Annotated in this window: 12 protein-coding genes; 1 reads left to right on the forward strand and 11 read right to left on the reverse strand. The window is 31.6% G+C overall.

From position 1 onward, the window contains the following. Nucleotides 1–191 precede the first annotated feature (191 nt). Genes hemB through CUEA01_RS21510 form a run of 7 tightly spaced genes read right to left on the reverse strand, consistent with a single transcriptional unit; the run spans nt 192 to nt 8,178 of the window. Nucleotides 192–1,157, reverse strand: coding sequence for a porphobilinogen synthase (gene hemB, locus CUEA01_RS21480; RefSeq protein ID WP_234124140.1), 966 nt, complete (start codon nt 1,155–1,157; stop codon nt 192–194). 14 nt (nt 1,158–1,171) lie between these two features. Beyond that, the gene (gene hemL / locus CUEA01_RS21485) at nt 1,172–2,440 is read right to left on the reverse strand and encodes a glutamate-1-semialdehyde 2,1-aminomutase (protein WP_234124142.1); all 1,269 of its coding nucleotides are present in this window, start codon (nt 2,438–2,440) and stop codon (nt 1,172–1,174) included. Then, nucleotides 2,433–3,899 carry a uroporphyrinogen-III C-methyltransferase gene (cobA, locus tag CUEA01_RS21490; protein ID WP_234124143.1) on the reverse strand — a complete coding sequence of 489 codons (1,467 nt, stop codon included), beginning with the start codon at nt 3,897–3,899 and terminating at the stop codon, nt 2,433–2,435. The genes hemL and cobA overlap by 8 nt, the downstream gene beginning before the upstream one ends. A gap of 4 nt (nt 3,900–3,903) precedes the next feature. Next, complete coding sequence (hemC, locus tag CUEA01_RS21495) at nt 3,904–4,776, reverse strand: hydroxymethylbilane synthase (RefSeq protein ID WP_234124144.1); 873 nt, start codon at nt 4,774–4,776, stop codon at nt 3,904–3,906. Further along, nucleotides 4,745–5,425, reverse strand: a complete 681-nt coding sequence (locus tag CUEA01_RS21500; RefSeq protein WP_234124145.1) for an NAD(P)-dependent oxidoreductase — start codon at nt 5,423–5,425, stop codon at nt 4,745–4,747. Before CUEA01_RS21500 ends, hemC begins: the two co-directional genes overlap by 32 nt. Continuing rightward, on the reverse strand, nt 5,383–6,579 hold the full coding sequence (gene hemA, locus CUEA01_RS21505) for a glutamyl-tRNA reductase (RefSeq protein ID WP_234124146.1): 1,197 nt from the start codon (nt 6,577–6,579) through the stop codon (nt 5,383–5,385). The genes CUEA01_RS21500 and hemA overlap by 43 nt, the downstream gene beginning before the upstream one ends. A 45-nt stretch (nt 6,580–6,624) precedes the next feature. Beyond that, on the reverse strand, nt 6,625–8,178 hold the full coding sequence (locus CUEA01_RS21510) for a nitrite/sulfite reductase (protein WP_234124147.1): 1,554 nt from the start codon (nt 8,176–8,178) through the stop codon (nt 6,625–6,627). 118 nt (nt 8,179–8,296) lie between these two features. Here CUEA01_RS21510 and CUEA01_RS21515 point away from each other — a divergent pair, with 118 nt between their 5' ends. Then, nucleotides 8,297–9,175 (forward strand): LysR family transcriptional regulator, encoded by an 879-nt coding sequence (locus tag CUEA01_RS21515; RefSeq protein ID WP_234124149.1) that lies wholly within the window; start codon nt 8,297–8,299, stop codon nt 9,173–9,175. Nucleotide 9,176: 1 nt separating this feature from the next. Here the strand turns inward: CUEA01_RS21515 and CUEA01_RS21520 are convergent, their stop codons facing one another. The 4 genes from CUEA01_RS21520 to CUEA01_RS21535 are packed head-to-tail and all read right to left on the reverse strand — an operon-like array spanning nt 9,177 to nt 12,339. After that, a complete protein-coding gene (locus CUEA01_RS21520) occupies nt 9,177–9,944 on the reverse strand; it encodes a prolipoprotein diacylglyceryl transferase (RefSeq protein ID WP_234124154.1) in 768 nt (255 codons plus the stop codon). Between the two features lie 13 nt (nt 9,945–9,957). Next, nucleotides 9,958–10,317, reverse strand: a complete 360-nt coding sequence (locus tag CUEA01_RS21525) for a DUF1634 domain-containing protein (protein ID WP_234124157.1) — start codon at nt 10,315–10,317, stop codon at nt 9,958–9,960. After that, nucleotides 10,317–11,153: a sulfite exporter TauE/SafE family protein gene (locus CUEA01_RS21530; RefSeq protein WP_234124160.1), complete on the reverse strand. Its 837-nt coding sequence runs from the start codon at nt 11,151–11,153 to the stop codon at nt 10,317–10,319. The genes CUEA01_RS21525 and CUEA01_RS21530 overlap by 1 nt, the downstream gene beginning before the upstream one ends. 1 nt (nt 11,154) lies before the next feature. Further along, nucleotides 11,155–12,339, reverse strand: a complete 1,185-nt coding sequence (locus tag CUEA01_RS21535; RefSeq protein WP_234124162.1) for an ROK family protein — start codon at nt 12,337–12,339, stop codon at nt 11,155–11,157. Between the last annotated feature and the right edge of the window lie 213 nt (nt 12,340–12,552).

The raw sequence follows: 12,552 nt of genomic DNA on the forward strand, positions 1-12,552 counted from the left end.
TTGGATAAAACATAGTGTTCAGCGCAGCTGACACTACTAAGTTCTAAGATTTACCTGAGCAAAGCAAAAGGTAAATCCTCCTTCACTGTACTCTGTACTCTGTCAATTGTACTCTGAATCAATTTTCAGTTTGTCAGAATAAATTTCATATTAGCAATTTCAATATTCCAAGTTATCTCCCAGTAATAGTTTTACTCCCTAAGCCATTTTGCTGCTTCAATAGCATAATAAGTTATTATAATATCTGCTCCTGCTCTTTTTATTGATAAGAGAGACTCTAAGGCAATTGCCTTTTCATTTATATATCCAAGCTTCGCCCCAGCTTTTATCATGGCATACTCACCACTTACACTATAAGCTGCAACTGGAACGTCGTACTTACTTCTTGCTTTGTTTATTATATCAAGATAAGACAGTGCAGGCTTGACCATTATTATATCTGCACCTTCATTTATGTCATCTTCTATTTCAAGCATAGCCTCTCTTGAATTGGCAGGGTCCATTTGATAACTCTTTCTGTCTCCAAATTTAGGTGCAGAATCCGCTGCTTCTCTAAATGGTCCATAAAAAGCAGAACAGTATTTTGCGCTGTAAGCCATTATTGAAACATTTTCATATCCATTTTCATCAAGGCTATTTCTTATAGCTTCTATTCTTCCATCCATCATATCTGAAGGTGCAACCATATCCGCTCCAGCTTTTGCATGAGAAAGGGCTATTTTTGCAATATACTTTATAGTATCATCATTATCAACATACTCACCATGAAGTATGCCGCAGTGACCATGACTTGTATACTCACACATACAAACATCTGTAATTATTAATATATTTTCATCTATTTCTCTTATTTTTCTTATTGCTTTTTGAATTATTCCATTGTCATCAAAAGCTGAAGATGCGATTTCATCTTTATGATCTGGTATTCCAAATAAAATAATGCCCTTTACCCCTACTTCTTTTATTTCAGTTATTATTTCATCTAACTTATCTAAGGAATAATGATAGCAGCCTGGAAGGGAAGATATTTCTCTTTTTATATTTTCTCCTTCGACTACAAATAGTGGGTAAATAAAATCATTAGGACTCACGGTTGTTTCCCTTACCATGTCTCTTATATAACTATTTTTTCTAAGTCTTCTATGTCTTCTAAACATTTTCTCACCTTCAATTATAATTTTTTCATAACTTCTAAAAACTTATCTATGTCCTCTTCTGTATGCTTTGTTCCTAAAAACATAGCTTCAAATTGTGATGGAGGTACATATACTCCGTCTTTTATCATATGCTCTGCAAATTTAGAGAACATATTTGTATCCGACTTCTTTGCATCACTGTAGCTAGTAACTTCACTGCAAGAAGTAAAAAATACTGTCATCATATTCACGCATCTATTTACTACAAGGCTTATGCCTTTTTCTTTAGCAATTTCCTTTATGCCGTTTTGAAGTTTTTGTCCAAGCTTGTCCATATATTCATAGCAGCTAATGTTCTCATGAAGCTCTTTAAGCGAAGCGTAACCAGCTGCCATTACAATAGGATTTCCAGACATAGTTCCTGCTTGATAAACTGGTCCCATTGGAGAAAGCTTTTCCATTATTTCTCTCCTGCCACCATAGGCTCCACATGGAAAGCCACCACCCATTATTTTGGCAAAGGTAGTCAAATCAGGTTTTATTCCGTACAAGCTTTGAGCTCCTTTGTATGCAACTCTAAAGCCAGACATTACCTCATCAAATATGAGTATTGTGCCGTTTTCGGTACATATGTCTCTAAGTCCAAGCAAAAATTCCTTTTTAGCAGGGACAACGCCCATATTTCCTGCAACTGGCTCTACTATTACCGCTGCTATTTCAGCTTTATATCTTTTAAAAAGCTCCTTTACGCTTTCTATATCATTGTACTGCGCTATAAGTGTGTTCTCTATACTTCCCTTTGGCACTCCAGGTGAACCAGGTATATTTTCAGTCATGACGCCAGAACCAGCTTCAACTAAAAAGCCGTCAAAATGGCCATGATATCCACCTGCAAATTTTATTATTTTATCTCTGCCAGTATAGCCTCTTGCAAGCTTTACAGCACTCATAGTAGCTTCTGTTCCTGAATTAACCATTCTAAGCATATCAACATTATCTACTGTGGTACATATGTATTTTGCAAGCTTAAGTTCCATTTCTGTTGGAGCTCCAAAACCAACTCCATATTCTAAAGCAGCTTTTACCGCCTCCATAACTTTTTTATTGTTATGTCCTAAAATCATAGGCCCCCAAGCGCCAACAAAATCTATGTACTCTTTTCCATCTTCATCAAAAAGGTGAGAGCCTTCTCCTCTTTTTATTATTGGTGGATTAATATTTAAAGCTGTATATGCTCTTACAGGACTATTCACCCCTCCAGGCATATACTTTTTAGATTCTTCAAAAATCTCTTCACTATTCATTTATTATACACTCCTCAATTATTCCTTCTGTACTGCATTCGTTGCAAGTGGAATATTCAGCACCGATTTTTTCAAGTTCACTTCCTGTTATAGGTCCAATTGCTATTACTTTTTTACTTTTAATTTTATCCATGCCAACTATGCTTGTCATATTCTTTACCGTTGAAGGACTTGTAAATATTACAGTGTCAACATTATCAAAAATGGACGCATCCTGTACATTTCCAGGCACAGTTTCATATATGAATGTTTCCTCAACCTTTGCACATATTTTTTCAAGTTCAACCTTAAGATATTCCCTTGAATTTTTACTTCTAGGAATGAATACCGTATCATCTTTTTTTACCTTTTCTTTAAGAGCTTCAAAAAGACCGTATCCATCATGCTTTTCAGAAACTATTCTAGGCACAATACCTCTTTTTTTCAAAGCATTTTTAGTTGAATTTCCTATGACAGCAAATTCAGCTTTTATTTTTCTTATATCATAATCCTGATTTCTAAGGTAATCAAATAAAATTTCTACAGCATTTACACTTGTTAAAACTATGTAATCGTAATTGCTTAAACTCTCCATATGTGTTTTTAAATTTTCAGCCGTATTTTTTATTTCTATTGAATTAATTTCTGTAACTTCCGCACCCAAATCTAAAAGCTTGTCATGAATTTCTTTACTCTGCTTTTTTGATCTTGTTATACATATATTTCTTCCAAAGAGAGGCTTTTTTTCATACCAATTTAATTTATCATTGAAATTAACTACTTCACCAACTACTATAATGCAGGGTGATTTAATTCCATTTAATTCACATTTTTCTCTTATATTCAAAAGCGTTCCAACTGCTTTTTTCTGAAAGCTTGTAGTTCCTCTCATAACAACAGCGCAAGGAGTATTTGAAGCCATACCGTTTTTAATTAAACCTTCTGTTATTATTTTAAGCTTTTCAAAGCCCATTAAAAATATAAGAGTTCCAGTAAGCTTTGCTGCTACTTCAAAATTTACAGAATAATCGTCAGCAGTTTTTGCTGTAAAAATATGAAAGCTTCTTGATATATTTCTATGTGTAACTGGTATGCCTGCATAATTTAAAACTGCAACTGGTGAAGTTATCCCTGGAAGTACTTCAAATTCTATATTCTCCTTTAAAAGACTTAAAGCCTCTTCTCCACCTCTTCCAAATATGTATGGGTCTCCACCTTTAATTCTTCCTACCAAGTTACCGTCTTTAGCTAAGGATACAAGCATATCATTTATTTCATCTTGAGTTTTGTAATGACAGCCAGGTTCCTTTCCACAATAATAAATTTTACAATCTTCATTTAAATATTTAAGTATGCCTTTTCCAACAAGTCTGTCATACATTACAGCTGTACATTCCTTAAGTTTCCTAGCTGCCTTTACAGTTATTAATTCTTCATCTCCAGGGCCTGCTCCTATTATATACACTTTACCTGCTGGCATATTTTTATCCCTCCAAAATTTTCTTAGCTAATTTTTGTCCAAGTCCTATATGATCTTCAATACTTCCATCTATATCTTTTTTTATTAATTTTCCATTAAGTTCAAAAAAACCTGTTAAGTGCATAATTTCACCTTGAAGCTCTGCATAAGCTCCTAAAGTAGAATGACAATCACCGTTCAGGGCTTTCATAAAGCTTCTCTCTGCATAAGCACAGCATCTGCTTTTAAAATCATCTAATTTTATAAAAATATCTTTATTGGGACTTTCTTTTTTAATTTCTATTCCAAGAACTCCTTGCCCAACGGCTGGTACCATCTCTTCCGTTGAAAAATAATTGGTTATAATCTCCTCTTTACCTAGCCTTTTAAGTCCTGCCGCTGCTAGTATTATTCCATCTAAATTTTGTTCTTCCATTTTCTTTAGTCTAGTTTGAACATTTCCCCTTATTGGGACAACCTTTATATCTGCTCTTAAAAGTTTCAACTCCGCTGCTCTCCTACTGCTGCTAGTTCCAATAACCGCACCTTGTCTTAGTTTCTTAAAGGGAATACCATCTCTCCCTACAAAAACATCTCTAGGATCATCCTTTGAGACTACAGCTGCAATCTCAAACATAGGTGGCAATTCATATGGAACATCCTTCATACTGTGCACCGCTGCATCTGCTTTGTCATGGAGAAGCGCCTCTTCAATTTCCTTTACGAAAAGTCCTTTTCCTCCTATATCGTTCAAGGATTTATTTAATATTTTATCTCCGAGAGTTTCCATTAAGAGTTTTTCTGAGAGAATTCCATATTTATCTTCAATTAGTTTCATTACAATTTCTGTTTGAACTTGAGCAAGTTTACTTTTTCTCGTTGCTATTGTAAGCTTCAACTTTATTATCCTCCCCATAAAACATTTTAAGTACTAATTCTGCCTTGTTTCTTCTATAAAAAAAATAAAAGTCATCAGAGCATATAAATTCCATAATCTCTTTTTTATGTGCACCTTTAACTTTATTCCTTATTTCCACAGTAAATTCAATAAAAGCTTCATACCTCTCCAAATATTTTTTTGCCTTGTCCGCAAGATAAACTGAAGTTTTAGGACTTTTACCTTTTACCTTTACAGCAATAGAAAAATTTTTTGAAGCACGCTGGCATGGTACAATAAATTTCCCTTTTTCAGGTTTACTGCAATCCATATAAAGCTTATTTATTTTATCACAATCTCTACGTATTTTATCATTAATTTTATCGTCATTTGTGGCTATTACAACGATATGAACATCACAAATATAATCTGTTATATATTCATTATTTATCAATTCTACCTTTGAATATTCATCAAAAATTTTAAAAGTTTCATCAAACTCTTTTGAAAGTACGATTACACTGCAGCCTTTAATAGCAAAGTTTTTTGCCTTTATAAATGCTGCTCTGCCTCCACCTACTATAAGCACTTTTACTTTGGAAGATATTAAAGCTATATAGGAATTTTCTACTGAATCTCGTAAAATATCTTTCTTATTATCCTCAGACATTCTTCTCCACTCCCCTTTAATTCTTCTTCCTTAAGAACTTCTATTGCTCTGTTTACGTAAGCATCAGAGGTGCTTTTTATAAGAGTATTTGCTAATTTTTCATTGTCCTTAGTGTTCTTTTTATTTTTAAAGGTTTCATATCTTCTCTTATATACCTTTTCACCAAACTTCTTTATTTTTATTATATCATTAACAACCTTTTGTAGCTTTTTCCATTCATAAAATTCTTCAATATATTTATCCATTATGCTCTTGTTTTCAAACATAACATTTTTTCTTTTTTCCCTATTATAAATATCAATTGAACTTATAGTATCAATATCATATACATTTATATTCTTCATGCTATATACTGCTTCCTCTGCATCTCTTGGCAAAGCAAGATCGAAAACTTCTAATTTTTTATCTGGGAGTTCATTTTTCCATATTACTGGATGAGGTGCTGAAGTGCAAGATATTATACAATCAACCTCATCATAGTGAATTTGCCTATCATGAAAAGGAATGACTTTAACTTTATCATTTTCAATATTTACAGTGCTTGTATTTCGTACAACTATGTATAAAACATCAAATTTCCCTGACAAAATATATTTACATACAAGCTCTCCCACATTTCCAAAACCAAGTACCATGAAGCTTGCACATCCGTTTTTTCTAGCCTCATTTACAGCTATTGATGAAGAGGAAACTGGTATTTTATTTAGCTTAGACTTGTCCCTAAATTCCTTACCACAGGTTATAGCAATTTGAAAAAGCTTTTTTAAATTACTTTTTATTATTCCAAGCTTTAAGGCCATTTCATATGCTTCTTTAACTTGTCCAAGTATTTGGTCTTCACCTAATATAAGAGAATCAAAACCGCACACTACCTCCATTAAATGCTTAACGGCTAACTCATTTTCGTAATAAAAAAAGCTATCTTTAAAGTTCCTATTCCAATTAAGCTTTTCAAATATATCATCTATAACAACATTTGTGTTTTTATTGCTGTCAAAATAAATTTCTGTTCTGTTGCAAGTACTTATTATGACAACTTCGGTGCAAACCTCTCCTAGAAGTAGTGTCTTTTCTTCTATGCGCCTTTGTATTATTGAAAATTTTTCTCTTACATCAATTTTTAAATTTTTCTTTAAGCCTAAGACTCGTATCATGCTTTTCCAGTTTCCTCTCTGTGTTTTAAAACATTCTTACTTTCACTATTTTACCACATATTTATCTAAAATAGTTTTTACTTCTGCTTTATCATTTTCTACCCAGGTATAAAAATCTTTATTTGCCTTGCTTACGCTTACTGCCATTTCATATAAAAATTCTGGCAAGCTTTCTCTTAGTATATCTCCACTGTAATCAGCAAGTTTAGCTTTATTTATACCAAGTTTTCCATCCAAGTGTAATTCAAAAGCATCTTTTATCTGGCCATTAATATTTTTCTTTTTTCCGCAGAAGCCTATTGCTCCTATTTCATGTGCACTGCAGGAATTTGTACATCCTGATATATGAACTTGAGGTAACACATCCTCTGTAAAATTCTTTTCTCTAAAATAATTTATTATTTCCTGTAAAGTGTCTTGACTGTTAAGCATACCCATTTGACAAGTTGGAACTCCTATGCAAGCTACGGACTGTTCTAAACGAGTTTCTCCTCCAATGTGCTTTGTAAGTTCTAATATTTTTTCTGCTTCTTTGCCATTTAAATTTCTAATAAATAAACCCTCTGACATTGCAAGTCTTATTTCTACATCTTGAATATCTTTTGTTTCATCTAAAATAAGCTTAAAATCTTCAATTGCTAGTTGTCCACCAACTGGATGAACATATACACTATATAGTCCAGCTTGTTTCTGTTCAAATAATCTCTTGCTTTCTATTGAAGTTTTTTCTCCAACTTTATTATATTCCTTTTTATTAACTGTAAGTTTTAATTCCATAGTTTTATTTACATTTTCAAGATGTTCCTTGTAGCATTTTATAAATTCTTCTTCTCCCATTCTTTCAACTATGTATCTTGAACGAGCCTTATTTTTATTTTTGTAATCCCCTTCTTTTATAAAGAGTTCTGTCATAGCCTCTATATGATATAAAACATCCTCTGTCTTTACAAGTTCAGGAAACTCAACACCAAGCCTAGAGTTTCTTCCCATTCCACCAGCAATATAAACTTTAAAATATTCCTTTTCTCCCTCTTTTACAGCAACAAAGCCTAAATCAGCAGCTTCTGCATGTGGTAAATCTTCATTATTATTAGAAAATGCTACCTTTAATTTTCTAGGAAGCTTATAAGTATATATCTTTTGTAAAAAGTGCTTTCCAACTGCTAATGCATAAGGAGTTACATCAAAAGCTTCTCCCTTTTGGACTCCTGATAATGGAGATATAGCAACATTTCTTGGGAAATTTCCACCTGAACCTCTTGTATATACTCCTTTATTTATTCCATCCTCCATGGCATCACAAACCTCATCAATACTAATTCCATGAAGCTGAATTGCTTGACGTGTTGTAAGGTGTATTTTTTTTAAATCATACATTTTAGCCTTATCATAAACAAACTCAAAATCTTTTCTTGTTCCTATACCAGAAGGCATTCTAAATCTAATCATAAACTCCTTGCCACTTCTGTGAGCATATACACCCATCCCACCAGAAGCACCCTTAAAGTCCATTTTGCTAACTTCTCCTTCTAAAAATTTATGTCCAAGCTCTCTAAAACCTTTAACCTCACCTAATAAAACTTCATTTAAAGTTTTCAATAAAATCACTCCTTATTGCATAATTACTATAGATATAGTATACTTTTTTCTAACCAATAAGTATAATATATATTTTTGATTATACCTATTAATTTTTCTAATTGGTAAGGTGATATTTTTGATAGAAGAATTAAAAACTTTTATAACCGTTGTAGATAAAAAAAGTTTTACTAAAGCTGCAAATGCTATTAACATATCTCAGCCTAGTGTAAGCCTTCACATATCTAATCTTGAAAATTATTTTAAAACAAGGTTAATAGAAAGGTCAAATAAACAAAGAACTATTTTTATTACTGCTGAAGGTGAAATACTGTATAAACGCGCTAAACAAATTATATCATTTTTAGATGAAACAAAAGAAGAACTTTTAAACTACGATGGTTCTCCCTGCGGCACCCTAAAACTAGGTGCAAGTATGACTATAGGTGAATTTCTTCTTCCTTCAATGTTAGGTGAATTTATAAAGGAGTTTCCAAATATAAAACTAGAAGTGACTATAGAGAATACAGAACACATTTATGAAAAGTTTAAGAATTATGATATAGATATAGCTTTAATCGAGGGCACTGTTCCGGTAGAAAATTACATTTACAACAATTTCTATAAAGATACCATGGTTATAGTTGCGCCTTTTTCGTCTACATATAAAGAAGCTATAGATTTAAAATCATATTTATCAAAACAAACCTGGATACATAGGGAAAAAGGCTCTGGAACTGGTGAAAATCTAAATATATTTTTAAATTCTCACGGTATATCTCCCAAAAATTTAATAACCCTAGGAAGTAATTATTCTATTAAAGAAGCTGTAAAAAACAATCTAGGTATAACTTTTATTTCTTCTTTAGTGGTTGATGATGCTGTAAAAAATAATGAACTAAAAATCATACCTTTAAAAACTGAGTACTATAGATATTTTTCATATATTGTCCATGACAAAAATCTATCTAAAGCAGCAGAATTATTTCTTAAAAAATTACATGAAAAATTTCAATAGTTTAATTTCCATGCTTTTTCCCTTTATTAAAAAAAGCAAAAACATATATACCTATAAGAAACATAAATATACAAATAAATTGAGAGGTTGATAAAATTCCAACACTGCCTCTTGGATCACCTCTAAATATTTCAATAGTAAATCTTCCTATACTGTATAAAATCATATAAAGTGCCGATACTTGTCCTTTTCTTTTGGATTTAAACTTAGATGCATAATAAAGAAGTATTGCTGCTATTAAAAAATCTCCAGCACTTGAAAAAAGCTGTGTAGGTATCAATGGTACCCCATTTGGTGCATAGGATGAATTTTGAAATATTACACCAATACTGCTGCTTGTTTCTCTTCCATAACAACATCCGGTTTCAAAACATCCTATTCTTCCAAAACCTTGAGCAAGTGCAATTGCTGGCACAATTAAATCTAAATAATTAAAAAAATCAATCTTTTTTATTCTTGAATAAATATATCCACTTAATATTCCACCTATGATACCACCATATACTACAAAACCATTTCCTAAGGTTTTAAAAATATAATTGGTGTCGTGAATTATATTAGGGAATTCTACTATCCAAAACAAAACCTTAGCACCTATTATTCCTCCAAATATACCATACAGCCCCAAATCCATAATTACTTCTGTGTTAAATCCTAATTTTTTGCCCCTATACAATGATAGTACTATTGCTGCTATCATTCCAATTGCTATCATAAACCCATAGCTATGTATAGTAATAGGCCCTACTTTAAATAATATTGGATGCATTATTTTCCTCCCACTACTCCACTTTTCCAAGTACAAAGCTTATGATTAATATTATAAAAACAAGCGAAGTAATTTTTACATATAAATAATCTTTTTCTTTTATAAATACAATAATCGAAACTCCTACACGAAGTACTGGTGTTGCAATTAAAATTAATAATCCAGTTAATATTATTCCATATGCTTTAAGTTCTACAGCGCCTTGTAATATTTTTATTGGACTTGTTGGAAAACTGTTACCACTATATCCACTATTTCCAGTTACTACGAGCATTATAAAGCCAATTAATATTATAGCAGCACTTAACAAAACACCCATCATTAAAAACTTGCTTATTACAATCTCCATTTCCTCGATTTCTTTATTTTTCATTATTTAACACCAAATCCTTTCACTATCATCTCTATAGAAACATACGCAAGAACAGGTATAAACATTTTTCTTATAGTCTTACTTTTTAAATTTTGCATAACCCTAGTACCAATTGTTGCACCAAACAAAACACCAAGAGCTACTGGTGCAGAAATCTTTGGATCTATATTTCCTCTAAGTAAATATACACCAGCACTTGCAGCCGCAGTTACTCCTATCATAAAGTTACTAGTTGCACTTGATACCTTTAGTGGGAGCTTCATAAATAAATCCATTGCCATAACCTTAAATATTCCACTACCTATACCAAGAAGTCCTGATATAATACCTGCCACGTACATCATTCCTAAGCCACCATAAACACCAGTTACATTATATTCAACTTGTTTTTGTAGAATTTTATCATAATATTCACCATTTAATTTAAGCTTTTTAGCTACAGGATGCATTGGTACATTTTCTGGAAGTTCATCTTTCCTTTTTTTAAGCATAGCCAATGCAGAATATAATAATAGTATTCCAAATATAAAGTACAGATATTTTGTGCTAATTATTCCACTCAAAAACGCTCCTGTAATTGCTCCAGTTGTTGTAGCTATTTCAAGAAACATTCCTATCCTTATATTTGTAATGCTATCTTTTATGTATGCTATAGCTGCTCCACTTGAGGTCGCTATTACAGATACTATACTTGCACCTATGGCATATTTTATATCTATACCGAAAAATAAAGTTAATACTGGAGTAATTATAATTCCACCTCCAAGTCCAAGTATGGAACCTAACAAACCAGCTATAATTGATATACCAAATATTTTTAACGCTAAAATAATCAATTTATCCCCTCCTAATATTTAAATACTTTTCTATTACCATTAAAGCTGAGCCAATTGCTATGGCATCCTCTTTAAATTTTCCACCTTTGCTAAATACAACTTCATTATTCAAACAATTATTTTTATAAAAAGTCTTAATAGCCGTTTTATAGTACAATTCATAGTTATTAACCAATGGTCCACATAAAATTATTAATTGAGGATTTAGCAATTTGGCTAGATTAGCAAGCCCTACTCCTAAAGTCTCTGCCCCTGTATTAATAACTTCTTTGGCAAACTTATTATTTTGCATAGCTAAGTTTAATATCTTTTTATATTCTTCCTCTTTTACCTCTTCATTATTAATCATATTTGCACTTAAATTAAATCTTCTAATTAAAGCCTTAATAGACGAATAACTTTCTATGCAACCATTATTTCCACAAATACACTTTTCTCCATTTAAATCCACAATCATATGTGCAAAAGCATCTTCGGAATCATTTATTGTCCTAATAATACTTCCATCAGTTATAACTGCTGATCTTATTCCAATTCCACAGTGTATGTATACAATATTTTTCAGATTTTTTCCTTCACCAAATAAATACTCAGATAAAACAGCCGTATTAGCTCCATTATCTATGAAACATGGAATTGAAATTTTACTCTCAAGCATATCCTTTAAGTATACATTATTCCAACTTTCGTTAAAGAAATTTTTAGGATTTAACATAATGCCTTTTTCTCTATTAAGTGGTCCTACAGTACCAACTCCAATGCCTAATACTTCACTTTTTTCTATTGATAGCTCTGTTAATTTTTGTTCTAGCATGTGCATAATTTTTTCAATAGTCTTTTCTGGTGAAAAACTATCATCCATGAAAAATTCCTCTTTTGCTAAAATATTAAGCTTTAAATTTGACACAATTATTCTTACGTAAGTTCTTGATATATCGACGCCTATAACATATATTCCCGTTTTGGCAACACTATACTCTACAGCTTTTCTTCCGCCAGTTGATTCAGATATACCAATTTCCATTATTAATCTTTTATCTTTAAGATTTTTCATAACTCTATTTAAAGTTGTTAAGGTCATACCTGTTAATGCTTGCAAGTTTTTCTTTGTAATCATGTCTTGCTTATGTATTAAATTTAATATTTCTAAATCTCGAGTTTCTAATTGTTTTATAACTTCTCGCATACAAGCTCCTTTCAATATTTTTATCTCTAGATATACCAGCTCAACTTATTAAAATTCATTTGCACCATAATGCCAAGAAACCGGCATTTTGGTACAAATAAATTTTAAGTTTCACAATGGTATATCTCTAATACCATTATATAACTTTTAACCATTTTGGCAATAAGTTTTTTGTTAAATAAAATTGAGATAACATTTCTCGATGAATACTGC

This window comes from Clostridium hydrogenum, assembly GCF_021432385.1.
Lineage (GTDB): Bacteria > Bacillota > Clostridia > Clostridiales > Clostridiaceae > Clostridium_S > Clostridium_S hydrogenum.